General features: G+C 70.9%; 26 protein-coding genes. 14 read left to right on the top strand and 12 right to left on the bottom strand.

The features are described from left to right. Nucleotides 1–17: 17 nt before the first annotated feature. Nucleotides 18–446 carry a DUF6892 domain-containing protein gene (locus DEI96_RS07035; protein ID WP_111023826.1) on the bottom strand — a complete coding sequence of 143 codons (429 nt, stop codon included), beginning with the start codon at nucleotides 444–446 and terminating at the stop codon, nucleotides 18–20. A gap of 97 nt (nucleotides 447–543) precedes the next feature. Between DEI96_RS07035 and DEI96_RS07030 the strand changes: the two genes are divergently transcribed. The 3 genes from DEI96_RS07030 to DEI96_RS07020 all read left to right on the top strand — a co-directional run bounded on the left by DEI96_RS07030 (nucleotide 544) and on the right by DEI96_RS07020 (nucleotide 2929). Then, entirely contained in the window at nucleotides 544–1998 is a 1455-nt protein-coding gene (locus tag DEI96_RS07030) for an APC family permease (protein WP_071404196.1), read from the top strand. Continuing rightward, complete coding sequence (locus DEI96_RS07025) at nucleotides 1998–2120, top strand: hypothetical protein (protein WP_258372851.1); 123 nt, start codon at nucleotides 1998–2000, stop codon at nucleotides 2118–2120. The genes DEI96_RS07030 and DEI96_RS07025 overlap by 1 nt, the downstream gene beginning before the upstream one ends. A 188-nt stretch (nucleotides 2121–2308) precedes the next feature. Continuing rightward, nucleotides 2309–2929: a hypothetical protein gene (locus tag DEI96_RS07020; protein WP_111023829.1), complete on the top strand. Its 621-nt coding sequence runs from the start codon at nucleotides 2309–2311 to the stop codon at nucleotides 2927–2929. A 4-nt stretch (nucleotides 2930–2933) separates the two neighbouring features. Here the strand turns inward: DEI96_RS07020 and DEI96_RS07015 are convergent, their stop codons facing one another. The 3 genes from DEI96_RS07015 to DEI96_RS07005 all read right to left on the bottom strand — a co-directional run bounded on the left by DEI96_RS07015 (nucleotide 2934) and on the right by DEI96_RS07005 (nucleotide 4315). Next, complete coding sequence (locus DEI96_RS07015) at nucleotides 2934–3368, bottom strand: hypothetical protein (RefSeq protein WP_071404198.1); 435 nt, start codon at nucleotides 3366–3368, stop codon at nucleotides 2934–2936. A gap of 96 nt (nucleotides 3369–3464) precedes the next feature. Further along, nucleotides 3465–3935 (bottom strand): DUF6264 family protein, encoded by a 471-nt coding sequence (locus DEI96_RS07010; protein WP_220039126.1) that lies wholly within the window; start codon nucleotides 3933–3935, stop codon nucleotides 3465–3467. After that, complete coding sequence (locus tag DEI96_RS07005) at nucleotides 3935–4315, bottom strand: DoxX family protein (RefSeq protein WP_027465186.1); 381 nt, start codon at nucleotides 4313–4315, stop codon at nucleotides 3935–3937. Before DEI96_RS07005 ends, DEI96_RS07010 begins: the two co-directional genes overlap by 1 nt. Before the next feature lie 90 nt (nucleotides 4316–4405). Here DEI96_RS07005 and DEI96_RS07000 point away from each other — a divergent pair, with 90 nt between their 5' ends. After that, the gene (locus tag DEI96_RS07000) at nucleotides 4406–4738 is read left to right on the top strand and encodes a hypothetical protein (RefSeq protein ID WP_128779638.1); all 333 of its coding nucleotides are present in this window, start codon (nucleotides 4406–4408) and stop codon (nucleotides 4736–4738) included. 93 nt (nucleotides 4739–4831) lie between these two features. On the opposite strand, the gene DEI96_RS06995 is transcribed toward DEI96_RS07000, so the two are convergent. After that, the gene (locus tag DEI96_RS06995) at nucleotides 4832–5332 is read right to left on the bottom strand and encodes a DUF427 domain-containing protein (protein WP_071247210.1); all 501 of its coding nucleotides are present in this window, start codon (nucleotides 5330–5332) and stop codon (nucleotides 4832–4834) included. A gap of 180 nt (nucleotides 5333–5512) precedes the next feature. On the opposite strand from DEI96_RS06995, the gene DEI96_RS06990 reads away from it, so the two are divergent. Next, nucleotides 5513–6925 (top strand): amino acid permease, encoded by a 1413-nt coding sequence (locus tag DEI96_RS06990; protein WP_111023838.1) that lies wholly within the window; start codon nucleotides 5513–5515, stop codon nucleotides 6923–6925. 58 nt (nucleotides 6926–6983) lie between these two features. Here the strand turns inward: DEI96_RS06990 and DEI96_RS06985 are convergent, their stop codons facing one another. Both DEI96_RS06985 and DEI96_RS06980 read right to left on the bottom strand, forming a co-directional pair. Beyond that, nucleotides 6984–7985 carry an AraC family transcriptional regulator gene (locus tag DEI96_RS06985; protein WP_111023841.1) on the bottom strand — a complete coding sequence of 334 codons (1002 nt, stop codon included), beginning with the start codon at nucleotides 7983–7985 and terminating at the stop codon, nucleotides 6984–6986. A 116-nt stretch (nucleotides 7986–8101) separates the two neighbouring features. Then, on the bottom strand, nucleotides 8102–8299 hold the full coding sequence (locus DEI96_RS06980; RefSeq protein WP_027465181.1) for a hypothetical protein: 198 nt from the start codon (nucleotides 8297–8299) through the stop codon (nucleotides 8102–8104). A gap of 122 nt (nucleotides 8300–8421) precedes the next feature. On the opposite strand from DEI96_RS06980, the gene DEI96_RS06975 reads away from it, so the two are divergent. The 5 genes from DEI96_RS06975 (at nucleotide 8422) to DEI96_RS06955 (ending at nucleotide 14940) form a co-directional block, all read left to right on the top strand. After that, nucleotides 8422–11832 (top strand): DEAD/DEAH box helicase, encoded by a 3411-nt coding sequence (locus tag DEI96_RS06975; protein WP_146246913.1) that lies wholly within the window; start codon nucleotides 8422–8424, stop codon nucleotides 11830–11832. 85 nt (nucleotides 11833–11917) lie between these two features. Then, nucleotides 11918–12709: an HNH endonuclease family protein gene (locus DEI96_RS06970; protein ID WP_220039127.1), complete on the top strand. Its 792-nt coding sequence runs from the start codon at nucleotides 11918–11920 to the stop codon at nucleotides 12707–12709. Between the two features lie 77 nt (nucleotides 12710–12786). Next, the gene (locus DEI96_RS06965; RefSeq protein WP_111023847.1) at nucleotides 12787–13452 is read left to right on the top strand and encodes a GOLPH3/VPS74 family protein; all 666 of its coding nucleotides are present in this window, start codon (nucleotides 12787–12789) and stop codon (nucleotides 13450–13452) included. 157 nt (nucleotides 13453–13609) lie between these two features. After that, nucleotides 13610–14413: an SDR family oxidoreductase gene (locus DEI96_RS06960; RefSeq protein WP_111023850.1), complete on the top strand. Its 804-nt coding sequence runs from the start codon at nucleotides 13610–13612 to the stop codon at nucleotides 14411–14413. Between the two features lie 104 nt (nucleotides 14414–14517). Then, nucleotides 14518–14940, top strand: a complete 423-nt coding sequence (locus DEI96_RS06955) for an SseB family protein (protein WP_181440544.1) — start codon at nucleotides 14518–14520, stop codon at nucleotides 14938–14940. Nucleotides 14941–14971: 31 nt separating this feature from the next. Here the strand turns inward: DEI96_RS06955 and DEI96_RS06950 are convergent, their stop codons facing one another. The 4 genes from DEI96_RS06950 to DEI96_RS06935 form a co-directional block, all read right to left on the bottom strand. Beyond that, nucleotides 14972–15829 carry a nuclease-related domain-containing protein gene (locus DEI96_RS06950; RefSeq protein WP_111023856.1) on the bottom strand — a complete coding sequence of 286 codons (858 nt, stop codon included), beginning with the start codon at nucleotides 15827–15829 and terminating at the stop codon, nucleotides 14972–14974. A 148-nt stretch (nucleotides 15830–15977) separates the two neighbouring features. Then, nucleotides 15978–16358 (bottom strand): hypothetical protein, encoded by a 381-nt coding sequence (locus DEI96_RS06945; protein ID WP_111023859.1) that lies wholly within the window; start codon nucleotides 16356–16358, stop codon nucleotides 15978–15980. Between the two features lie 17 nt (nucleotides 16359–16375). Further along, on the bottom strand, nucleotides 16376–19885 hold the full coding sequence (locus DEI96_RS06940) for a TM0106 family RecB-like putative nuclease (RefSeq protein ID WP_111023862.1): 3510 nt from the start codon (nucleotides 19883–19885) through the stop codon (nucleotides 16376–16378). Nucleotides 19886–19962: 77 nt separating this feature from the next. After that, complete coding sequence (locus tag DEI96_RS06935) at nucleotides 19963–20178, bottom strand: DUF1653 domain-containing protein (protein ID WP_258372853.1); 216 nt, start codon at nucleotides 20176–20178, stop codon at nucleotides 19963–19965. Between the two features lie 203 nt (nucleotides 20179–20381). On the opposite strand from DEI96_RS06935, the gene DEI96_RS06930 reads away from it, so the two are divergent. From DEI96_RS06930 to DEI96_RS06915, 4 genes are all read left to right on the top strand, one after another. After that, complete coding sequence (locus DEI96_RS06930; RefSeq protein WP_111023865.1) at nucleotides 20382–20873, top strand: TlpA family protein disulfide reductase; 492 nt, start codon at nucleotides 20382–20384, stop codon at nucleotides 20871–20873. Further along, the gene (locus DEI96_RS06925; RefSeq protein WP_111023868.1) at nucleotides 20870–21349 is read left to right on the top strand and encodes a DUF4395 domain-containing protein; all 480 of its coding nucleotides are present in this window, start codon (nucleotides 20870–20872) and stop codon (nucleotides 21347–21349) included. The genes DEI96_RS06930 and DEI96_RS06925 overlap by 4 nt, the downstream gene beginning before the upstream one ends. A 103-nt stretch (nucleotides 21350–21452) precedes the next feature. After that, entirely contained in the window at nucleotides 21453–22055 is a 603-nt protein-coding gene (locus DEI96_RS06920; RefSeq protein ID WP_111023871.1) for a hypothetical protein, read from the top strand. Nucleotides 22056–22060: 5 nt separating this feature from the next. Next, on the top strand, nucleotides 22061–22654 hold the full coding sequence (locus tag DEI96_RS06915) for a hypothetical protein (protein WP_146246916.1): 594 nt from the start codon (nucleotides 22061–22063) through the stop codon (nucleotides 22652–22654). A gap of 1 nt (nucleotide 22655) precedes the next feature. On the opposite strand, the gene DEI96_RS06910 is transcribed toward DEI96_RS06915, so the two are convergent. Continuing rightward, nucleotides 22656–23036, bottom strand: coding sequence for a hypothetical protein (locus tag DEI96_RS06910; RefSeq protein ID WP_111023875.1), 381 nt, complete (start codon nucleotides 23034–23036; stop codon nucleotides 22656–22658). Nucleotides 23037–23121: the final 85 nt, after the last annotated feature.

Genomic DNA, 23121 nt, shown 5'->3' with positions numbered 1-23121 from the left:
TCCCGGTCGCGTCCCGCTCAGGCGGAGCGGACCTCGATGCCCTTGGTCGCGAGCCGCTCGGCGACGTGGGCGGGCAGTGGTGCGGCGGCGTACACAGTGCGGAGTTCCGGCAGGTCGAGCAGGTCGTCCCAGTTCTGCGGGTCGAAGCGGTCGTCCGAGCCGTCCCAGCCGGGGTGGACGTCCTGCAGGACCTCGAGGTCGGAGTCCACGGTGATCTCGGTGACGAGCGACAGGTGCGACGGCAGCAGGTCGAGGTCGTCGTAGTACTCGCGCGCCCGGTCGTCCTGCCCGTCGACGTCGAGGTCCTCGTCGGTCTCGTCCTCGGCGTCCGGGTCGTAGGGATCCAGGACGTCGAGGTCGTAGCAGAGGACGTCGAGCACCAGGAGCTTCGCGTTGAAGTCCGCGAACTCGATGGGCTCCTCGGTGGTGTTCGACTGCTGGTCCATGGCCGGAGCGTATCCGTCGCCGAGGGACCGTGTTGCGATCGCGAGAAACCTTCCTGTGGGACTGGACAGAAAGGCATCCAGCGCGCAAGGGTGACGCATGGCCACCACCAAGACGGACCGCCCACAGCAGGAGCAGCACGAGCTCCGCCGGGTCATCGGTCCCAAGCTCCTGCTGCTCTTCATCGTCGGCGACATCCTCGGCACGGGTGTCTACGCGCTCACCGGCCAGGTCGCGGCCGAGGTCGGCGGGGCAGCGTGGCTCCCCTTCCTCATCGCGTTCGCGGTCGCGCTGCTGACGGCCTTCTCGTACCTCGAACTCGTGACGAAGTACCCCCAGACCGCCGGTGCCGCGCTCTACGTGCACAAGGCGTTCGGCATCCACTTCGTCACCTTCATCGTGACGTTCATCGTGATGTGTTCCGGGATCACATCGGCGTCGACGGCGTCGCGGGCGTTCGCGGCGAACCTCGGCGCCGGGTTCGGCATCGAGCTGCCGAACGGCGTGGTGATGCTCATCGCGATGGGCTTCATGCTCGCGGTGATGTTCATCAACTTCCGCGGGGTGAGCGAGAGCGTCAAGACGAACGTCGTGCTGACGCTGGTCGAGCTGTCCGGTCTCGTCATGGTGATCCTGATCGGGTTCTGGGCGATCGCGGGCGGCAACGCGGACTTCTCGCGGGTCGTGATGTTCGAGACGCCGGAGGACAAGTCCCTGCTGCTGTCCATCAGCACCGCGACGTCGCTGGCGTTCTTCGCGATGGTCGGGTTCGAGGACTCGGTCAACATGGCCGAGGAGACCAAGGACCCCTCGCGCATCTTCCCGAAGATCATGCTCACCGGCCTCGGCATCACCGCCGTGATCTACGTGCTCGTGTCGATCTGCGCCGTGGCCGTGGTGCCGATCGGTGAGCTCGCCGGCAACGAGACCCCGCTCGTCACCGTCGTGCAGACCGCCGCGCCGGACTTCCCGATCGCCGACCTGCTGCCCTTCATCTCGATGTTCGCCGTCGCCAACACCGCCCTGATCAACATGATGATGGCGTCGCGCCTGCTCTACGGCATGAGCAAGCAGGGCGTGCTGCCGGGCTTCCTGTCCCGCATCTCCCCCGCCCGTCGCACCCCGTCGACCGCGATCGTCTTCACCACGCTCATCTCGCTGCTGCTGATCGGGTGGGTCTCGCTCGACCCCGACTCCCCCATCGTCGTCGTCCTCGGTGGCACCACCTCGCTGTTGCTGCTGACGGTGTTCGCCGTCGTGAACGTGACCGTGCTCGTGCTCCGCCGCGACAAGGTCGACCACAAGCACTTCCGCGCGGGCGTCATCATCCCGGTCATCGGCATCATCACGTGCCTCTGGCTCGTCCTGCCGTTCTCGTCCGGTCGTGACCCGCAGCAGTACCAGATCGCCGGCGCACTGCTGGCCCTGGGCGTGCTGCTCTGGATCCTGACCTGGTTCACCCACGGACGGAAGCAGGCCGAGAAGGCCCCGACCGGTCTCGTGACGGAGCCGACGAAGGTGCAGCGGCCGCCGCACGACCACCGCGACGTCTGATGGACGCGACCAGTGTCATCTGGACCGTCGTCATCGCGGTGATCGCCGCGCTGTCGCTGTCCGCCGGGGGCTGGCGCCTGCGTCGGGGCCGGGGTCGACAGGACGGTCGACGCGAGCGCTGACCGCCGTGCACGAACGGCCCGTGACGGTTCTGGTTCGCGAAGCCCCCGCTTCGTGCACCAGAACCGTCACTCGTGAAGCGTGCGATCACGGCGGGCCGCCGCAGGCTTCCCAGGAGGCGCCCGTACGCTCGTGCTGCTCTTCCCGCTCCGCCCGCCCAGCACCGCCCAACCCCTCGAGAGGTCCCGTCATGCGCCGTGTCGGCATCACCCTCGCCTCGGTGTTCGGCGCCGGGATCGTGGCGGTCGGCATCGGCGTGGTCGTCCTCGTGGTGATCGCGGTCAACTCGCTCGCCGGCATCGCGAAGTCGAGCGCCGCCACCCCGCCTCCTGCGTGCCCGGCCGTCGCCTCGAAGACGATCGGTGGGATGGTCGTGCCGGCCGGCCCCGTCGGTGGGTTCTGCCAGGACCGCCTGGTGAACGCCGCACACGTGATCGAAGCCGCCCAGGCGCTCGGCATCGGCCCCCACACGCAGGCCGTCGGTGTGATGACCGCGATCGGCGAGTCGAGCCTGGTGAACCTGGACCACGGCGACGCCGCGGGCCCGGACAGCCGCGGCCTGTTCCAGCAGCGCGACAACGGCGCGTGGGGCACGTACGAGCAGCGGATGGACCCGTACACGGCCGCGACGATGTTCTACACGAAGCTCGTGAAGGTCCCCGGCTGGAAGACGATGAGCCCGACGCAGATGGCGCATGCGGTGCAGATCAACTCCGACCCGGACCACTACGCGAAGTCGTGGCCGCAGGCGAAGGCGATCGTCGAGGAGCTCACCGGCCAGGACGTGCCGGACGCCGCTCCCCAGGGCTGACCGCTCACGAGGCCACCGCCTGCGTCTCCTCGTCGAACTCGACGATCGCGGCTCCCCCGGAGTGCACGACGACCTGGGCGCGGAGCCGGACGGACTGCTCGTCGAGGGCGCAGGCACAGGCGTCGACCCACTCCCAGTCCACCGGGTAGAGCCGGTCGGCGTCGGGGCGTTCCCACACGAGCACGACGTCGACGGCCCCGAGCTGCGCCACGATGTCGGCGATCAGGGCCGCGAAGTCGTCGACGTGTTCGTCCGGGGAGTACGGCAGGTCGGCGATCGGCAGCAGGAACGGGATCGACATCCCGCGGTCGTCGAGGAACAGCACCCAGCACTGCCGGCGCAGCGGCCGTTCGACGACGGCTTCGACGAGTCGGACGACGTCGTCGTCGGTGCGGACGGGTTCACGGATCAGGCGGTCGAGCATCTCGGTGTCAGGCATGTCTCCAGCGTGGCGAACCGGGAGCCACCGCCCGAGGCGCGATCTGGGTTCTGTGGAGAACCGCTCCACGAACACGGCCTGTGAGGGAAGAGTCCCTCAGATGCCGTGCGTGACCGAGCTGTCGACGAGCAGCAGCGAGGCGAAGAACACCGCCACGATCGCCGCCATGCCGACGAGCACCACCGGCCAGGTCAGCCGACGCCGCACGAGCCGCAGCACGCACACCACGATCGTCGCGACCAGCACCGCCGCCGCGATGATCGGTCCCACGACGACGACGGAGTCACCCAGCGTCTCGTTGCAGGTGTTGCCCGGCGCCGCACACGACACGAACGCCAGCGACATGAGCTTGATCCCCCACCCCGCTGCCAACGCACCGACCGTGAGAACGACGAGCAGCGCGGTGGACGCGACCACGTCCGCAACGCGAGCGCGTCCTGCCAGGGGGTGCCGGGCCTCCCGACCGAAGCGCGCCGGACCGGACCCGAGCGGATCGGGACCCGACGCAGGTCCCGACCCGGGGCCCACGCCGGGGGCCGGGCCGGACTGCCGCGCGGGCGCGCCCATCAGGAGCGCCGGCCGCGCGTCGACCAGAGGGCGAGCGCGATGAGGACGGGCTGACCGAACAGGCGGACGAAGCGCTTCTCGTCACTGTCCAGGCCGAAGGCGTCGCGGCGGTTGACCCACTGCGACAGGTTGCCGGGGAAGATCACCGTGAAGAACAGCGCCGCAACCGAGCCGACGAAGCGGCGGGCCGGCTTCGGGGCGAGCACCAGGGCCGAGCCGAGCGTGATCTCCGCGACCCCCGACGCGAGCACCGTCGTGTCGTCGTCCAGCGGGACGAAGTCGGGGACCTGCGCCGTGAACTCCTTGCGCGCGAAGGTGAGGTGACTCGTGCCCGCGACGACGAGGGCCAGGCCGAGCAGGACGCGGAAGAAGGAACGCATGCCTCCATGGTGCCCGTTCCCGCGACCGGGTGCCCGCGCTGCGCGACTCGGACGTGTTCGAAGCGAGGTTCACTCGCTAACATGCGGTCCATGGGAGCAGTCGCTCGAGACCACGAACCGCCGGCAGCCCCGGCGACCTTCGCGGTGGTGCTCGGACCGGTCGCGTTCTACCTCGGCATCATCGTGCCCGCACAGTCGACCGTGCAGCATGTGCTGCTCGGTGCGGTGTTCGGGCTGGTGTGCGTGCTCAGTGGCTGGCGGGCGATCCGGATCGCCGGTCGTCGCCGGGCCGTGCAGGTGTGGTCGTGGATCGGCATCGTGATCGGGAGCGTCGGGCTCGTCATGCTCATCTGGCAGGTGCTGGTGATCGTGACCGGGGGCACGTTCCCGCCGCCGTTCTGGTCGCCGTACGCCAACCGCTGACGCGGTCCGGCCGGGAGGCCCGGGTCGGGTCCGCCCCGTCGCGCACGGAACGGGTCGGCCCGGGTCAGGGCCGCCCCGCCCGACGACGCCGGGTCACCAGCCGAGCGTGCCGGGCGCGCCCTTGAACGGCCCGACGATGTCCGCCGTGATCCAGCCGCCGTAGAAGTCGCCGTCCTGCGCCTGGACCCGTTCGCCGCCGACCTCGCACGAGTCCATCGCCGACGGGTAGATCGCGACGCGTTCCCGCAGCGACTCGTAGCCCGGGACGGGCGTCGGGTAGTTCCAGGCGGCACGGCTCGCGACCGTCCCGTCACCACCGACGACGTCGAAGTAGCGCGCCAGGCCCTTGAACTCGCACATGCTCGAACCCGGCGCCTTGACCAGCGCACCCTCGGCCAGGTCGGCCATCGGCAGGTAGTAGACCGGCGGGTGCGAGGTCTCGAGCACGCGGACGGCATCGGTCGTGTCGGCGACGACCGTGCCGCCCAGACGGACGACGACGCGTGCGGTGACCCGCTCGACGGCGGGTGGGCGGGGGTAGTCCCAGACGGATTCCTGGCCGGGGCCGGGCTCGGTCCTCTTCGGGTGGCGCATGCTCCAGGTGTACGCCCGGTGCCTGCGGTGCAGCCGCGTGCGTGCGGCGGGTCGCTCGCGTGCGGGTCGGGCCGTTCGTTCGCGCTGAGCGACAGTTCACGGGTCCGGCGGCGCGAGAAGTGTCGTCCAGCGCGAAACGTCGCCCGTGCGCACGACCGCCTCCGGGTGCACCATGGGCGGGTGACGACGACGACACGCACCCTGTTCCGACGGAAGCCCATCGACACGATCGATGACGAGGCCGGGGGCGAGGGCGGCCTGAAACGGCACCTCGGTCTGTGGCAGCTCACCGCGATCGGCATCGGCGGCATCATCGGCGCCGGCATCTTCACCCTCGCGGGCACCGTCGCGAACGGCGTCGCCGGCCCCGCGGTGCTGATCAGCTTCCTGGTCGCCGGGGTCGCGAGCGCCGCCGCCGCGCTGTCGTACGCCGAGTTCGCCGGGCTCATCCCGAAGGCGGGCAGCGCGTACACGTACGGCTACGCGGTGCTCGGCGAGATCGTCGGGTGGTTCATCGGCTGGGACCTGCTGCTCGAGTACACGGCGATCGTGGCGGTGGTCGCGATCGGTATCTCCGGCTACGTGGGGTTCCTGGTCGGCCAGTTCGGCATCGACCTGCCCGCGTGGATGCTCGGCGCCCCGGGCACCGGTGACGGCCACGTCATCGACGTCTTCGCGATCGCGCTGTGCCTGCTCACCGCGTTCGTGCTCACGCGCGGCATCCGGAGCGCCGCCCGGTTCGAGTTCGTCGCCGTCGGCATCAAGGTGGCGCTCGTCGTGCTCATCGTCGTGCTCGGCGTGTTCCACATCAACAGCGCGAACTACTCCCCGTACTTCCCGTTCGGCTTCGGCGGCGTGATGACCGGTGCCGCGACGGTGTTCTTCGCGGTGTTCGGCTACGACGCGATGTCCACCGCGGCCGAGGAGTCCACCGACGCCCGCAAGCACATGCCGAAGGCGATCCTGCTGTCCCTCGGCATCTCGATGGTGCTGTACGTCCTGGCGACGCTCGTGCTCACGGGGATGCAGAAGTACACCGACATCGACCCCGCCTCGGGCTTCTCGTCGGCGTTCGCGTCGGTCGGGCTCGGCGGTGTCGCGAACGTCATCGCGATCGGCGCCATCGTCGGCATCATCACGGTGCTCGTGACGTTCATGCTCGGTGCCTCGCGCGTCTGGTTCTCGATGAGCCGTGACGGCCTGATGCCGAAGTGGTTCGCGAAGACCGACCCGAAGCGGCACGTGCCGACCCGGGTGACGTGGATCCTCGGCATCGCGTCGGCGATCCTGGCCGGGGTGCTGCCGATCGGTGTCGTCGCGGAGCTCACGAACATCGGCATCCTGCTCGCGTTCGTGGTGGTGTGCTCGGCCGTGGTGGTGCTGCGCTACCGGCAGCCCGACCTGGACCGCCAGTTCCGGCTGCCGTTCATGCCGGTCATCCCCATCATCGGCGTCATCGCGTCGCTGTGGCTCGTCACGTTCCTGCAGTGGGAGACGTGGGTGCGGTTCGCAATCTGGTTCGCGATCGGGCTCGGCGTGTACTTCGGGTACTCGCGGAAGCACAGCAAGCTGGCCGAGCCAGCGAAGCGCTGAGCGCGGCAGCCGACGCCGGCAGCGCCCACGCCCACGCCCACGCCCACGCCCCCGCCCCTCAGCGCCGCAACGTGTCCCGCGGGTACTCCCCGAACCGGTTCGCGTACACCGAGGCGAACCGCCCCATGTGCGCGAAGCCCCACCGCCGGGCGACGTCCGCCACCGAGGTGGCCTGCGGGTCGAGGATCCGCAGTTCCTCGTGCACCCGTCCGAGCCGCACTTCGCGCAGGTACGTCATCGGCGAGCGCTCGAACGCCCGCTGGAACGACTCCTGGATCCCTCGGATGCTCAGCCCCGCGGCCTGCGCGATGTCGGCGACGGTCAACGGTTCGTGGGCGTGCGCCTGGATGAACTCGACCGCGGCCCGGAGCCGTCCGTCGCTGCGGGTGCCGTAGCCCGCGGGGAACCGCTCGGCCTGCAGCGGGTACATGCGGAACAGGGCCCGGGCGACGTCACGTTGCGCCTCGTGCCAGGCGAGGGACTCGTCGCCCTCCTCGCGCAGCGCACGGAGCGCGCCGGACACGGCGGTCCGCCACAGGCCGACGGCGGTCAGGTTCGGCGCGGCGGTGGTGTCGAACGCCATGGTGCCGTCGACCAGGTGGTCCTCGGCGGCGACGTCGAGCACCAGGTCACGGCGCAGATGCACCAGGCGCTGGTCCCAGTCCTGGTACTCCATCTCGAACCGGCGCTCGACGGGGAACAGCGTCGGGACGCCGGGCTGCATGCGCACCTCGTCGCGGCCGACGTCGACGCGGGCCTCGCCGCGTTCGAGCCACTGGACGACGACCTCGCCCTCGGTGGCGACGTCACCGCGCAGGTAGCCGTGCATCTGGGAACGGCGGACACTCAGCCGTTCGTCACCGACACCGACGTACTTGAACCAGTAGTCCTGGTCGAGGGCCCGGGAGTACCAGGCCTTGCCCGCGTACATGCCGGCGAGCGAGCTGATGGCCTCGTCGGTGTCCTGGCCGGCCACGGCGACGAGCGAACGTGGCTGGGCGGGGCGTGCAGCAGGATCGGACCCCGGAGCGGGCGTCTGCGACTCGGTCGTGTCGGTCACGGGAACACCTCTCTCTCGTCGAGCAGAGCGGTGTGATCACGTGCGTTGTCTTGCCGACCTGCCCTCTCACGCTAGGGAGCAGCGGGTGGTCGTACAACCAGGCTGCGCTCTGCGGCCTAACGGCCGGTCCAGCGCACCCAGCCGTGCACCTGAGCGGCGGCGCTCTCGAAGGACGAGTGCCCGCCGGTCAGCGAGTGGTCCGGGGAATCGACGGTGTACGTGTCGGTCCGGGTGATGTCGCACACGACCTCGGCGTCGATCCACCCGTTCCAGTGGTCGGCTGAGTCGCGTACCCACCGCAGTCGGTCCGGCATGCGTTTCCAATCGGTTCCGTGGACCGCAGTCGTCGCGCTCCGAGTTGGACGGTAGTCCTGTCAGATGTCCGTCGCACAGGGTGGCGGCCCGGATCGTCGGTGGCGACTGGCACGATGGTCCCGTGCCTGCTGCCCCGATGATCGACGCCGTCGACGTCATCCGCTTCGTGGGGCCGCAGACCTTCGGCCGCGCACGCGACGTCGTCCGCGCCGGCCTGGTCGACGACGCCACCTGGCACGACGACGACGGCACGGTCACCGCGGTCGTGTCCGGCACCGCCGACGACCCGTACGAACTCCGCGTCGACACCACCCCGGCACGCGGCGACTTCGTCCGCCCGGTCCGCAGCACCTGCAGCTGCCCGCTCGGCGGCGACTGCAAGCACGTCGCGGCCGCGCTCCTCACCATCAACGCCCGCGCCCTCGCCGCGAACGCCGGCCCACGCCCGGAAACGCCGGCTCCGCCGCCCTCGGACTGGAGGCACGACCTCGCCCGCCTCGCCGGTGACGACGAGCGGGCGCCCACCTCGCAGGGCACCCGGATGGGTCTGCAGTTCGAGTTGCGTGACGCGGTCCCCGCCAAGCTCGCCTCGCGCGCCCGTGCCGCCGGCCGCGCCCTGCCGGCGCCGTCCCGCAGCGTGCGGCTCGGGGTCCGGCCGGTGACCCGCAGCGACGCCGGCAACTGGGTGCGCGGGCAGCTGACCTGGGGCACGCTCCCCTACTCGCAGAACCGGCTCGGCGTCGGTGCCGAGCAGCACGCCTGGTTCCTGCAGCTCGCCGCCCTGCACCGCGCCGGGCAGCTGGCGGGGCTGCCGGGTGAGAGCGACTGGCTGCACCTCGACGACTTCCGGAGCCCCCTGCTCTGGCCGCTCCTGCAGCAGGCCGCGGCGCTCGACATCGCGTTCGTCACCGGCAAGCGCGAGGGCGGAGCGGTGCTCGGCACGCAGGCCCAGGTGCTGCTCGACGTCGCCCGGCACGACGACGCCGTGGTGATCGGCGCGAGTGCGGTGCTCGACGGCCGGCCCGTGGTGCCCGGTGCCGCGCGGATGATCGGCGACCACGGCGTCTACGTGTTCCGCGAGAGCCCCGAGTTCACGGTCGCCGTCGCCCCGACCCCGGCGCCGGTGCCCGAGGACCAGCGCCGCATGCTCGTCGAGGGCACCCGGATCACCGTGCCGACCGCCGAGGTCGACGAGTTCCTGGCCGACTGGTCACCCCGGTTGCGCGGCGCCCTCGGGCTGGTCAGCTCCGACGGCTCGGTGGAGCTGCCGGAGCGCACCCCGCCCGAGCTCGTGCTCACCGCGACCTTCGAGCCGGCCCGGGCCCCGCGCACCGACGACCGCGTGCACCTGCGCTGGCGTTGGCACGTCGACGGCCGGAAGGACCCGGTGTCCTTGCACGGCCCGCTCCCCGACCTGTCCGGGCTCCGTGCCGCCGACGATCCGACGGGCACCGACGACACTCCCGTGGCGGACCCGGCCGCGGCGGTGGAGCCGACCACGTCGACGACGCCGGCCGACGACGCGACGCTGGCCGGGCCTCCCGTCCGCACTGCGGGACCCGGCGGCGGATTGGACTGGTTCCAGGACGGCACCATCGACGGGGCCGACGTCGCGGTGTTCGCGAACGAGTTCCTGCCCGAGCTGCCGTCGCTCGGCGTCCGCACGGTCGTGCAGGGTGAGCGGCTCGACTACGAGCGGCTGAGCGGGCGGCCGCACATCCGAGTCACGACGATGCCGTCGGACAAGCACGACTGGTTCGACCTCGGCATCATCGTCAGCGTCAACGGCAAGCAGATCCCCTTCACGCCGCTGCTCACCGCGCTCGCGGGTCGGCAGCGACGGCTCAAGCTCGTCGACAACTCGTACCTGTCGCTGGCCGACCCCGCGTTCGACCGGCTCAAGGAGCTCATCGACGAGGCCCGCGACCTGGACGAGTGGGAGCCCGACCAGCCGATCGCCGTCACGCCGCTGCACGCCGGGCTGTGGACCGAGTTCGACCTGCTGGCCGACGAGACCTCGCACGACGAGCGGTGGCAGGCGATCACCTCGGGGCTGCTCGGGGCGACTCCCCCGGGTGACCTCCCCGTGCCGGACACCGTCCACGCCGACCTGCGGCCGTACCAGCACGCCGGGTACGCGTGGCTGTCGTTCCTGGTGACGCACGGCATCGGCGGGGTGCTCGCCGACGACATGGGCCTCGGCAAGACCCTGCAGGTCCTCGCGATGGTCGCCGCCCGTCGTGCCGCGGAGCCCGACGCTCCCCCGTTCCTGGTTGTCGCACCGACCTCGGTCGTCGGCAACTGGGCCGCCGAGGCCGCCAAGTTCGTGCCGTCGCTGCGGGTTGCGACGGTGACCTCGACGTCGCTGAAGGACCCGGGGCTCGTCGCCCGGACCGCCGCTGCGTCGGACATCGTCGTCACCTCGTACGCGCTGCTCCGGCTCGACGCCCGCGCCTGGACCGACCTGCCGTGGTCGGCGCTGGTGCTCGACGAGGCCCAGTTCGTGAAGAACCCGCAGTCCCAGACCCACCGCGTGGCTTCGGAGCTGCAGGCACCGGTGAAGTTCGCGATCACCGGCACCCCGCTCGAGAACGGCCTGACCGACCTCTGGGCACTGTTCCACATCGTCGCGCCGGGGCTGCTGTCCACCTGGACCCGGTTCGGCGACGACTACGTGAAGCCCCTCGCCTCGCCCGAGCTCCGCGGTGAGGCCCGGCAGGAACTCACCGGGCGGCTGCGCCGACGGATCCGGCCGCTCATGCTCCGCCGCACGAAGGAAGCCGTCGCGGCCGACCTGCCGCCGAAGCAAGAACAAGTCGTCCGGGTCACGCTCGACCCCGCGCACCGGGAGCTGTACGAGCGCACCCTGAACCGGGAGCGCCTGAAGGTCCTCGACCTGATCGACGACCTGTCGAAGAACCGGATGATCGTGTTCCGGTCGCTGACGCTGCTGCGGATGCTCGCGCTGTCGCCGGCGCTGGTGTCGGCGGGGTCGGATTCGCCTGTGTCACCGGCGACGCCGATCCCCTCCGCCAAGCTCGACCTGCTGCTCGACGAACTCGAACAGCTCGCCGCCGAGGGCCGTCGCGCCCTGGTGTTCAGCCAGTTCACCTCGTTCCTGCGGATGGTCTCCGACGCCCTCGACGCCCGGGGCATCGGCTACGAGTACCTCGACGGCTCCACCCGCAAGCGCCCGGAGGTCATCGAGCGCTTCCGGCAGGGCACCGCTCCGGCGTTCCTCATCTCGTTGAAGGCCGGCGGGTTCGGGCTCACCCTGACCGAGGCGGACACCGTGTTCGTCCTCGACCCGTGGTGGAACCCCGCCGCCGAGTCCCAGGCCGTGGACCGCACGCACCGCATCGGGCAGACCCGGTCGGTCAGCGTCCAGCGGTTCATCGCCGAGGACACCATCGAGGAGAAGGTCCTCGCCCTCGCCGCCCGCAAGGCCGAGCTGTTCGCCACGATGATCGACGACGACGCCCTGTTCGCCGACGACCTGTCCGCCGACGACATCCGCTCCCTGCTGACCTGAGCCGCCGCGCACACCGCCGCACCACCCCGTACCGCCGTTCCGCCCGCACCACCGTTCCGCCCCGCACCACCTGGAGTCCCACCGCATGACGTCCCGCCGACGCCGCAGCCGCATCACCCTGACCTCCGTCCTCGTCGTCCTCGCCCTCGCCGTCGGTGGCTACGCCCTCGATGCCTCCGGCGTCCTCGGACCGGACGCCGACGCGGCGGGCACGACCGCTGCGGGCGGTCCCACGGCCGGGGAGACGACCACGATCGGACCGCAGCAGGCGTCGTCGGGGGCGAGCCCCGCCTCCAGTCCGACCGTCAGCCGCGGAACCGACGCTGACGCGGTCCGCGCGCGTAGCCAGCTCGCCGACCTGCCCGTCAAGGGCAAGGCAGCCGGCACCGGCTACGACCGCACCGGCGACTTCGGCAGCGCCTGGCTCGACGTCGACCACAACGGGTGCGACACCCGGAACGACGTCCTCGCCCGCGACCTCGCCGACATCACCCGCGAGGGCCGCTGCAAGGTGCTCACCGGCACCCTCGTCTCGCCGTACACGGGTGCGACGGTGGACTTCGTGCGCGGCAACACGACCTCGACCCTCGTGCAGATCGACCACGTCGTCGCGCTCGAGAACGCCTGGCGCACCGGAGCGCAGCGGCTCACCGAGGCCGAGCGGCAGGCGCTGGCGAACGACCCGGTGAACCTGTTCGCCGTCGACGGGCGGTCCAACTCGCAGAAGGGCTCCGGCGACGCGGCGACCTGGCTCCCCGCGAACAAGGCGTTCCGCTGCACCTACATCGAGCACCAGGTCACGGTGAAGGCGAAGTACCGCCTTTGGGTGGCTCCGGCGGAGCGGGACGCGATGGTGCGGGTGCTGGACGCCTGCTGACGTCGGGCGGGTCCGGCGCCGCTGGGTGTCGGCTCGGAGGCCCGGCGCACCTCCGCCCCGCGTGGCAGGCTGCGGGCATGGCTGAGCAACTCACGGTCCCACAGGCATTCGCGCTCCTGCAGGTCGAGCCCGACGGCCGCAAGTCCCTCGACGGGCAGACCCTGGACACCGGTCTCGCGGGTGCGGTCCTCGCCGACCTCGCACTCCGCGGTGCCATCTCGCTGCAGGACGGGCTGGTCACCGTCGTCAACGGCGCCGCCACGGGTGACCCGGTGCTCGACGGCGTCGTCGGGTCGATCGCGGCATCCGGTGCACCGCGCAAGGCGAAGTGGTGGGTGAGCCGACTCGGCAAGCAGCGGCTGCGCGACGACGTGTTCGCCGGCCTCGTCGCCAGGGGCATCATCAGCGTCGAGCAGGGCAAGGTGCTCGGCCTCTTCCCCACCACGAAGCACCCGGAGCGGGACGGAGCCCCGGAGGCACTGCTGCGTTCCGGCATCGGGGACGTGCTGGCTGGCCGGGCAGGACCCACGCCTTTCTCCGCCGCGGTCATCGGCCTGCTCGACGCGACGAACACCCTGCGCAAGCAGTTCGGCGCCGTCGACAAGGACCTGGTGAAGGAGATCACCTCGGGCACCTGGGCGAGCCCGGCGGTGCAGGCCGTGCTCGAGGAGATCGAGGCCGCGACGATCGTCGTGATCATGGCTGCGACCATGGCAACGACGACGTCGATCGTGACGAGCTGAGGCCGGCAGCGTGATGGGGCGCCCGGACGCCTGCTGTTTCCACTCTTAAACGACAGGTGTAGTCTAGGCATCTCGATGCAGATGCATCGATCGGACTCGCTGCCCCACCGCGGACCCCGAGCCCTTCACCGTCGAAGACCTCAGGAGGCCTCCCACCATGCCCGAAACCACCACCGGCACCACCCGCTTCGGCGACCGCGTCGTCCTCATCACCGGCGGGGGCTCGGGCCTCGGCCGCGCGACCGCCGTCCGCCTGGCAGCCGAGGGCGCTGCGCTCTCCCTCGTCGACGTCTCCGAGCAGGGACTCGAGGCGACGAAGACCGCCGTGCTCGAGGCCACCCCGGACGCACAGGTCCTGACGACCGTCGCCGACGTGTCCGACGAGGCCCAGGTCGACGCCTACGTCACCGCCACGACCGAGCGCTTCGGCCGCATCGACGGCTTCTTCAACAACGCCGGTATCGAGGGCAAGCAGAACCCGACCGAGTCCTTCACCGCCGCCGAGTTCGACCGCGTCGTGTCGATCAACCTGCGCGGCGTGTTCCTCGGGCTCGAGAAGGTGCTCAAGATCATGCGCGAGCAGGGTTCCGGCATGGTCGTGAACACCGCGAGCGTCGGCGGCATCCGCGGCATCGGCAACCAGTCCGGGTACGCCGCCGCCAAGCACGGCGTCGTCGGCCTCACCCGCAACTCGGCCGTCGAGTACGGCCGCTACGGCATCCGCATCAACGCCATCGCCCCCGGAGCCATCTGGACGCCCATGGTCGAGAACTCGATGAAGCAGCTCGACGCGGAGAACCCGCGCAAGGCCGCCGAGGAGTTCATCCAGGTCAACCCCACCAAGCGCTACGGCGAGGCCCCCGAGATCGCCGCCGTCGTCGCCTTCCTGCTGTCCGACGACGCGTCCTACGTCAACGCGACGGTCGTCCCGATCGACGGCGGGCAGTCGGCCGCGTACTGAGACCGTCACCTCCGACGCCCGGCGCACCTCCTCGCGTGCCGGGTGTCGGCCTGGAGGCGCGGCTCGGCCCCGCCGTGTCCGCCGCCCGTGACAGCATGGCTGGTGTGAGTACCGATCAGACCAACGGGTCAGCCTTCGGCCGCGGCGTCGACAAGGCCCCGCCGACCGCGGCCGCCGAACTGCGACGGAGGATGGCCGCCTCGCCCGCGGGCTTCCTGCGCAGCGCGGCGTGGGTCCCCTGGAAGCCGGCGGGCACTCCGGAGGCCGGCAGCGTCGCCCACGTCATGATCCGTGACAAGCCGTTCGTGCCCGTCTTCACGGACCCGGCCGAACTCGCCGCCGGTCTGCCCGACGCCGAGGGGCGTCCGGTGCCGATGTCCGAGCTCGTGTCCGCGCTCCCCGAGGAGTTCGGCATCGTGGTCGACCCCACGAGTGCGGCCGAGGCGAACTTCCTGCACGCGGATGTCCTCGCCCAGATGCGGGTGCAGATGCAGATGCAGAGCGGCGTGCCGACCAGCGACGACTGATCGCTCCGTCGGAGGCTCGGAGCCTTCGTCGTCAGGCGGCCGCGATCGCCGCGACTGCGACGGCCCACCAGTACCCGAGCAGACCACCCGCCGGAACGGCCAGGACCGCGAGGACCCGAGCCCGGCGCATGAGGCTGCGGCGGGAGCGAGCGTCGGCGATCTCGCGTTCGAGTCGCTCGAAGCGCTGGACGTGGCGGAGTGTGTCGTTGATGACCACGGCATCGACGTGCCAGGTGCCCCGTTCCTCCGCCAGCATCGACAGGAAGCGCACGGCTTCGTCGGAGTGCGCACGTGGGAGGCCGCGGATCCAGCTCCCCACCCGCTCGGGCTCGAGGACCACGACTGCCGGCGGCTTCTTGCCGAACCGGAGTTCAGCAGCCTCGACCACCAGGATCGGCTGCACGAGGATCGGGCCGCCCGCCGCGGCCGACAGCAGGGCAGTCGCACGCTCCCCCTCGGCCAGCGCGCGGTGCAGGTGCGGCGTCCGCTGGCCGTTCACCATCAGTGTGCGTCCGCCCGCCCAGACCGCGTGACCGGAGTGGTTCTTCGTGTTGATCGAGAAGACGCCGGTCGGACCGACCACGATGTGATCGATGTCCGTGCTGCCCTTCCCGATCGGGACAGCGTGCAGGACCGTGAAGTCCGGGCCGAGTTCCTCGAGCTGCGCCGCGACCTGCCGCTCGCCGATCGCCCCCTTGAACCACGAACGGGCTTCCGGCCGGAGCGGGTCGTGCCCCCAGAACCGCTGCCAGGTCGTCAGCGCGCGGCCGTCGGCCTGGACCGCGAGACACTGCTGCATCACGGCGTACCCGGGCTTGCGGGCGCGGAGTGTCAGCGGCGCCGTTCCCTTCGGGCTCGGACGGTCTGCGGTGATCGTGTGCTCCCCCATGCCTCCACCGTTCCAGGTCGACGTCTGGTCCGGCCAGCCCTCGTTCTGGCGTCACGGCGCGGCGGGTGGGTCCCAGGTTTCGCGCGGTTGACGGTTCTGGTTCACGATCCCCGGGTTTCGTGAACCAGAACCGTCACGCAGCGCTGACTCAGCCGGCATGCTCCGCGACGACCACCCAGGTCACGGAGACCACGATCGCCATGACGGTCGCGGTGCCGACAGCGACCGCCCATCCCTGCGGCCTCGTCCGCCGAACTCGGGCGGCCACGACCGCACCCCCGACGAAGACGGCGATGAGCACGAGACTCTCGACCAGGCTCGGGACCCACGTGACCCAGGGCGTGCACGGACGGGTCGACGTCTCCCAGTCGCAGCTGTACTGCGACAGTGCGGCGAACACCCACCCGATGACCACAGCGGCGATCCCAGCCAGCGCTGTCGCGACGAACAGTGAAACCGTCACGACGAGGTCCGCCGTCGATGCCCGAGAGCGCCACGGCGACGGGCGGCTCGCCCAGTCCTCCAGCATGTCCCTTGCCTTCGCGGTCAGGCTCGGACAGCCTGCGGGCGCGGCTCGACGAGCTCGATGAAGCGGGACAGCAGCGAGAGTCCCGCGATCGACGGGGGCAACCCGGTGGTCAGCGCTGGCGAGTGCACGAGGTAGGCCGCCCACTTCGCACGCGAGATCGCCACGTTCAACCGGTTCGGCATGAGCAGGAAGTCGAGCCCGCGCGGGATGTCCGCCGCACTCGACGCCCCCAGGGACACGATCGACACGACAGCCTCGCGACCCTGGAACAGGTCGACCGTGCCGACCTGGGTGCCGGTGAAGCCCGCGCGGTCGAGCTCCTGCCGGATCAGTGCCCCCTGCGCGTTGTACGGCGCCACCACGATGACGTCCTCGTCGGTCAGGTCCCGGGTGTCGGAACCGTCGGTCCAGGTGCGACCGACGACGTCGCCCACGAGGGCGACGACCCGGGCGGCCTCTTCAGCAGAGGACGTCGTGTTGCCCGCGTGCACGACCGGCACGGGGTGCACACCCGCGTCGATGCCGTCGAGGTGTCGGCCGGAGACCATCGAGGCGAGCTTTCCGTCGTAGGACAGAGCGGAGACGGACTCGGTCAGCGCGGGGTCCATGCGGCGGGTGCGAGCGAGGAAGTACCCGAACTCGGGCGGCAGGACGTGCTGTCCGTCGGCGAGCCAGCCGAGCGCGGACTCGTCGACGGGCTCCGGGTGCGAGCCCTGCGACACCTGGGGCAGTTGCTGGGGATCCCCGAGCAGCAGGAGCCGGGTCGCGGCGACCGACGACGCGATGGTCGGTGCGAGGGAGAACTGTCCGGCCTCGTCGACCACGAGCAGGTCGAGCGAACGGCGCTCGATCGTCGACTCGTTCGCGAACGTCCATGCCGTGCCACCGACGACACCGCCGGTACCCGAGGCCTCGGACGAGGACAGGAATGCGGCGACCGCGGCGCCGTTCTTCACGGGGGTCCAGGCCGCGGCGTCGAGCTCGTCCTCGGTCGCGCCGGACTTCGGCACCTTCACGACCCGGTCCGCGGGGACGCCGGCCTTGACCACCGAGGCGAGGAAGTTCTCCGACGTCGCGTGTGATTGGCCGACGACCCCGACGCGCCAGCCGTACTCGCGGACGAGTCGGGCGACGACGTTCGAGCCGACGTAGGTCTTGCCCGTGCCGGGAGGGCCCTGGATCGCCAGGTACGACCGGTCGAGGCCGAGCAGGGTCGAGACGACGGCCGACACCGTGTCGTCGCGCTGCACCGGGACGATCGGGCCACGCGGGGGCACCCGGCGCAGCAGGTCGAGCGCCGGGTCGGGCAGCATCGCCGGCAGCTCGTCGAGCACGGCCTGACCCCACCACGCGATCGCCTCGGGCTGGGGCTTCGCTCGGGGCGGAGCCGACGGGGCGAGGGCCACCGGGAACTCGTGGTGCGGTTCGCCGCCGACGGGCAGTCCCTCTTTCACGAGCACCTCGACGGCATCCCCGTTGTCCCACACGTCCATGATCACGGCGCGCGACGACGCGCCCTTCGACCCGGGGCCCGGTGAGGCGACCGAGGGCGGAAGTGGGTCGTCGTAAACAAGGTGGGGCGTGCCTCCAGGCCGGAGCCGCGAGCCGGGCGCGAGCGTCCCCGACAACCGGAGTTCCCGCGACTGTGAGCGGGCACGCGGCAGCGTGTCCCAGTCACGCTCGACGGACGCACGCTCCACGACCAGGACGTCACGCGTGTCGGCCCAGTCGTCGACCGGGTTCCGCAGGCGGTCGAAGTGGTCCTGCCAGAAGGTCTTGGCCTCGCGGCGGTGGTAGTCGATCGCGGCTGCGGCGAGCGCCAACGCGGTCTGGTCAGGGGTGCGGTCGAGGGCGTCGACGTCCTCGAGTTGCGCGGCGAGCGCGACGTACACCGGGTTCGGCTCGCGCTCGACCGGGATCGGCGGGACCTCGAGCTCGAGCGACGGGTCGGCCGCGTCGGGGTCGTCGGTGCGCAGCGAGCGGAGCCAGTCGCGCAGGCGCAGGGTCGAGCGGCAGTCGTAGGCGTTGTAGTCGGCGACCTGGTCGAGCATCCGCTGCCCCTCGCCGGCGTCGCCGTTCCGGAGTTCCTCGATCGCGTCGACGTAGGCGGTGATGCTGTCCGCGGCGTTCGTGACGTCGCTCTCGCGCAGGTCCGAGCCCATGTACAGCGGTTCGAGCTTCTTGATGGAGTAGCTGTGGCTGCCGACGACCAGGGCCTTGCGGACGATCGGGTACAGGTCGACCAGGACCCCGGCGCGCAGCAGGTCGTCGACGGCCTCTTCACCCACCCCGTGCCGGGCTGCGAGCGACAGCAGGTGGGTCCGCTCGTAGGCCGCGTAGTGGTAGACGTGCATGCCCGGGTACTGCTGCCGCCGGGCCTCGATGAACGCGAGGAACTGCTCCAGCGCAACTCGCTCGTCGCGGATGGTGTGCGCCCAGAACGCGGTGAACTCGGCGCGGTCGTCGACCAGGCCGAACAGGTAGTCGAGGCCCCAGTGCACGCCGTCCTCGGTGTGCAGCGGGTCGCCTTCGAAGTCGAAGAACACGTCGCCCGGGTCGGGTGCCGGGATCGCGTCGAGCGCACGGGCGTCGAGGACCTCGAAGCGCGGCTTCACGGGCTGGCCCGGCCCGTCGGCGGCCTTCCGTCGGGCGTCCTCCGATTCGATCTGGAGGCTCGCCTGCCGCACCAGCCGATCCTGCGTCGCGCGGGACAAGCCCGGCACTGCCCGGGTGCGGACCGCCAGGTCGTCGATCGTCCGCACCTCGTGCTTGATCAGCTTCGCCCGCTGGTCCAGGCGCATGCCCGCGACGAGGACGAGGTCGCGGTGCTCAGCGACCTGGGTCGAGCAGATCGCACAGCGCCCGCAGCTGGAGTACCGCGGGTCACCCCACTGCAGTGACTCGTCGGCGGCGATGCGCTCGGCGATGACCCGCTGCAGTTCGGCGCGCTGCGTGCGGTACACCGGCGCGATGTCGGCGAGGTCGTGCGTGGTCGTCGTCCGGTCGCCGAGCACCAGGTGCACCTGCTTGCCGGTCGGGATGCCGTGCGCCTGCATCTGCTCGGCGTACGCGGCGAGCTGCAGCAGGGCGCTGATCTTGGCGTGCCGGGCGAGCTTGGTGTCGTAGACCTCGTACTCGCCGCGGTCGTTGCGGATGATGAAGTCCGCGAAGCCGATGAACCCGGGGGCGTCTGCCGTCGGCGCTGTGTGGAACGTCGGCTGGTAGAGCACGTCGGCACCGTCGGCGAAGGCCTGTCGTGCTTCGGCTGCGGCGCGCGCGTAGTCCGGCGGTGCGGGGCGGTCGAACTCGACGACGTCGCGGGTCTGCTTGAGGATGTCGAGGTAGTCGAGCTCGTGCTGGTCCCCCAGCCGTGCCGTGCGCTCGAGCATGTCGTCGTGCACGTCCGGCAGGACTTCCCCGCGACCGAGCTTGGCGTCGAGACGGCGGAGGAACGCCCACTCGCAGGCCGACCACGTGCTCAGGTCACTCGGGCTGAGCAGCACGTGCCCGTCGACGCCGATCTGCATGCGCTCCCCCTTGCTCTCCGGTGCGCTGAAAGCCTAGGGGCGGGCGCCGACACCGACCCCGTCGGGTCGCCGGGCGGTCAGCCGATCGGCACGAACCGAGGCCCGTCGTACCCGTCGCGGGTGACGTGCTCGGTGAAGTCGGCGAGCGAACGCACCCAGTGCCCCCGCTCGCCGTACAACGCCTGGTAGACGACCACCGGCTCCTCGGTCTCCACGTCACGGGCGACCAGCACCACCTCGTAGTCGTTCCCCTTGAAGTGCCGGTACCGCCCAGGTGTCACGTCGAAGCTCACACTCTCGATCGTAGGCAGGCGAGCCGTCCGCTACCGACGCGAGACACGTATGCCTATTCGAGGCGAAGGTGTCCCCACACTGGCGGGGCGCTCCCCTGCCGACGGAACGACGCGACGGCTGCGCCGGGCGGCCTGACCGCCCGGCCCCGTCACGAACGGACACGTGCTTCCGTGCGGACAGCACCACGACGTACGGTCGCACCATGACCGTCATCGTGGCCGTCGCCGTGCTGGCGGGGGTTCTTGCCCTCGCCACCGTCCTCGGGCTGCTCCTCCGCTCCAGGACCGGCCGCGCGAAGCCCAGCCCGACCTCAGCCGATGGCACCGCCAGCACCGTCGCCGACCTCGCCCCGCCGACAGCCTTCGGCACGCGCGCCACCCTCGTCCAGTTCTCCACTCCGACCTGCGCCCGCTGCCCCGCGACCGCCCGGCACCTGGACTCCGTGGCAGCCCGACACGACGGTGTCACCCGACTGGAGATCGACCTCGCCGAGCACCCCGGACTGGCGAGCCGCTTCAACGTCCTGCAGACCCCCACGGTCCTGCTCGTCGACGGTTCCCGGACCGTTCGCACCCGCTTCGGAGGCCCACCCCGCCCACCCGAGCTCGCCGCAGCCCTCACCGACGTCCTGACCGCAGGAACCGCAGGAACCTCAGGCACCGCAGACACGACCGGCACCCAGGAGTCCCGATGACCACCACGAACGACACCGACCGCGGCATCGACCCGCGCTCCCCACGCTTCGGCGCCGCCATCACCACGGTGCTCCTCGCCGCGACGATCGTCCTCACGCTGATCCCCGAGACGTGGATCGCCGGCATCGTGCTGCTCGCGGTCATCGTCGTGCTGTTCGCCGTCGGAGGCATCGCCGGCATCCGCCGCCACCCCTACGGCGCACTCTTCCGACGGGTCGTCCGCCCACGCCTCGCCCCGCCCGCCGAACTCGAGGCGCCGGAACCCCCGACCTTCGCCCAGCAGGTCGGCCTGTTCGTGACCGCGGTCGCCCTGCTCCTCGCACTGCTCGGCGTGCCGTACGCCGCCCCGATCGGTGCGGCGGTCGCCCTGGTCGCCGCGTTCCTCAACGCCGTCTTCGACGTCTGCATCGGCTGCCTGCTCTACGTGTGGCTGGTCCGGGCGGGCGTCTTCCGTCCGCGGCGCGGCGTCGCCTGACGGCGTCCGGCCTGGAGGCCCGCTTCGCCTCGACCGCACCGCCAGCGGCCGACGGGTGCTCGGCTCCAGAACACGGCTCTGCCCCGCCCCGTAAGGTGAGCGGGTGGGGGAAGACGAACGAATCATCCGGCATGCCTGGCGTCGTACCGCCCTGGTCGTGTCGATCGCCGCGGTCGCGGGGGCAGTGGCCGGTTGGGCAACCTCGCGGGACGAGGACGGTTGGACCGTCGCCCTGGCGATCTGCACGTGCGTCGCCGTGCTCGTCGGCTTGGCCGGGATGCTCTCGTTGCTCCCCACCACAGCACGCGCGTCGTCGATCATCACGCAGGCGACCGAGGACCTGACGAGAGACCGTCGCAAGATCATCAAGGGAGCCATCCGCTCGGGCGTTCCGCTCAAGGAGGACGCAGGCCCGGAACTCCAGCACCGCGCGCTCACCCTCGCTCGCGGGACCGCGATGTTCAACGGGATCTTCCTGGGGCAGGGCCTCCTGCTCTTCGCAATGGTCGCTGCTCCTCACTTCGCTCGTGTCCTCAGCGGCGGCGGCGATGTGGTCTTCAGCCGGATCATCCTGGCGCTCTTCGTCGTCGAAATGGTGTTCGTCGTGCCGTTGCTGGTCGTCCGAGGCCGCCGAGCGCGGCGCTACGCGGATGCCGCCACCGCCGACAACGAACGCCGCACCACTACTCCGATCCCTCTCGCATGACCGCCGTGTCGGAAGTGCCAGCCACCCCCGAGGCCGTTGCCCGCCGAGCCTGGCGCAGAACCGCCGTCATCGTCACGATCGGTGTGGTCCTCGGTGCGGTCGGCGGGTCACTCTTCGCACGGCAGGACAGCGCGCTCGAGACCACCCTCGCGATCGTCGGCATCGCTGCAGGAGTGGGCGGTCTTCTCGGCACCTTCTCGATGCTCACCACGACGCTCCGCCGATCCTCCGACATGCAGGCGCCGATCGATGGGCTCTCACGCTTCGGCCGGAAGACGCTCGCGCAGGCGATCGCGAGCGGGACCCCGATCGAACCAGCCGATTCTGACCTCGCACGACGGGCGGTCGACCTCGCCCGTCTCCGCGCCGCCTACCAACCGGTCGCGCTCGGCCAGTTCCTGCTGCTCTACGTGGGGATTGCTGGCCCGCAGATCCCGAACCTGTTCGACGACGACTCGTTCGTAGCTGGCCTCAGTCGCATCATCTGCGGAGCACTCCTCGTCGTGGCTGCCGCCATGTCCCCCGTCATCCTGCGTCAGACCCGGGCTGCACGACGCTACGTGCAGGCGGCCACCGAAGCAGCCGCCCGCCAGCGCTGACTCAGTAGGCCTGCCGCACCCGCGACACCGACAGCCGCAGAGCGGGCTCGTACGAGGAGCCGTTGAGCGCCGTGATCGTCCAGTGGTACCGATCAGGCCGGGTCATCACGCCCCAGTCGCTCCGGCCGCACTTGTTCACCTTCGACCCCATGCTCTTGTCCGGCAACAGGCCGCGCTCGTCGTAGAGCCGGACGGTGGCGGATCGGAATCCGCTCGCGTTCCCCGAGATCCGGCAGCTCGCGAACGTCGTGGCAGTCCGCACCTTGTCCTTGTGCGAGTCCTGCCAGCTCCTCGAGTTCTTGCCGATCGCGACACCGGTCAGCTTCGACGACCAGGAACCCTCGGCGAACGCCGGCGCCGCCGCGAACATCGTGGCGGCCACGACTCCCCCTGCGACGGTTGCCGCGAGACGACGACTGAGATTGACCATTGCACTTCCCCCTTGAGGTGACGGCTCGGGCTGTCTG

This window comes from Curtobacterium sp. MCLR17_031 (genome assembly GCF_003234775.2).
Taxonomy (GTDB): domain Bacteria; phylum Actinomycetota; class Actinomycetes; order Actinomycetales; family Microbacteriaceae; genus Curtobacterium; species Curtobacterium flaccumfaciens.
This window is presented reverse-complemented; position numbering and strand designations above follow the sequence as displayed.

Excerpts from the sequence above, each read along its gene's own strand:
- DEI96_RS06930 (WP_111023865.1), top strand. The coding sequence starts at position 20,382 with ATGACCGTCATCGTGGCCGTCGCCGTGCTGGCGGGGGTTCTTGCCCTC.
- DEI96_RS06995 (WP_071247210.1), bottom strand. The coding sequence starts at position 5,332 with ATGCGCCACCCGAAGAGGACCGAGCCCGGCCCCGGCCAGGAATCCGTC.
- DEI96_RS06960 (WP_111023850.1), top strand. The coding sequence starts at position 13,610 with ATGCCCGAAACCACCACCGGCACCACCCGCTTCGGCGACCGCGTCGTC.
- DEI96_RS07005 (WP_027465186.1), bottom strand. The coding sequence starts at position 4,315 with ATGCGTTCCTTCTTCCGCGTCCTGCTCGGCCTGGCCCTCGTCGTCGCG.
- DEI96_RS06950 (WP_111023856.1), bottom strand. The coding sequence starts at position 15,829 with ATGGGGGAGCACACGATCACCGCAGACCGTCCGAGCCCGAAGGGAACG.
- DEI96_RS07000 (WP_128779638.1), top strand. The coding sequence starts at position 4,406 with ATGGGAGCAGTCGCTCGAGACCACGAACCGCCGGCAGCCCCGGCGACC.
- DEI96_RS07035 (WP_111023826.1), bottom strand. The coding sequence starts at position 446 with ATGGACCAGCAGTCGAACACCACCGAGGAGCCCATCGAGTTCGCGGAC.
- DEI96_RS06965 (WP_111023847.1), top strand. The coding sequence starts at position 12,787 with ATGGCTGAGCAACTCACGGTCCCACAGGCATTCGCGCTCCTGCAGGTC.
- DEI96_RS06970 (WP_220039127.1), top strand. The coding sequence starts at position 11,918 with ATGACGTCCCGCCGACGCCGCAGCCGCATCACCCTGACCTCCGTCCTC.
- DEI96_RS06980 (WP_027465181.1), bottom strand. The coding sequence starts at position 8,299 with ATGCCGGACCGACTGCGGTGGGTACGCGACTCAGCCGACCACTGGAAC.
- DEI96_RS06940 (WP_111023862.1), bottom strand. The coding sequence starts at position 19,885 with ATGCAGATCGGCGTCGACGGGCACGTGCTGCTCAGCCCGAGTGACCTG.
- DEI96_RS06945 (WP_111023859.1), bottom strand. The coding sequence starts at position 16,358 with ATGCTGGAGGACTGGGCGAGCCGCCCGTCGCCGTGGCGCTCTCGGGCA.
- DEI96_RS07015 (WP_071404198.1), bottom strand. The coding sequence starts at position 3,368 with ATGCCTGACACCGAGATGCTCGACCGCCTGATCCGTGAACCCGTCCGC.
- DEI96_RS07010 (WP_220039126.1), bottom strand. The coding sequence starts at position 3,935 with ATGGGCGCGCCCGCGCGGCAGTCCGGCCCGGCCCCCGGCGTGGGCCCC.
- DEI96_RS07030 (WP_071404196.1), top strand. The coding sequence starts at position 544 with ATGGCCACCACCAAGACGGACCGCCCACAGCAGGAGCAGCACGAGCTC.
- DEI96_RS07025 (WP_258372851.1), top strand. The coding sequence starts at position 1,998 with ATGGACGCGACCAGTGTCATCTGGACCGTCGTCATCGCGGTGATCGCC.
- DEI96_RS07020 (WP_111023829.1), top strand. The coding sequence starts at position 2,309 with ATGCGCCGTGTCGGCATCACCCTCGCCTCGGTGTTCGGCGCCGGGATC.
- DEI96_RS06925 (WP_111023868.1), top strand. The coding sequence starts at position 20,870 with ATGACCACCACGAACGACACCGACCGCGGCATCGACCCGCGCTCCCCA.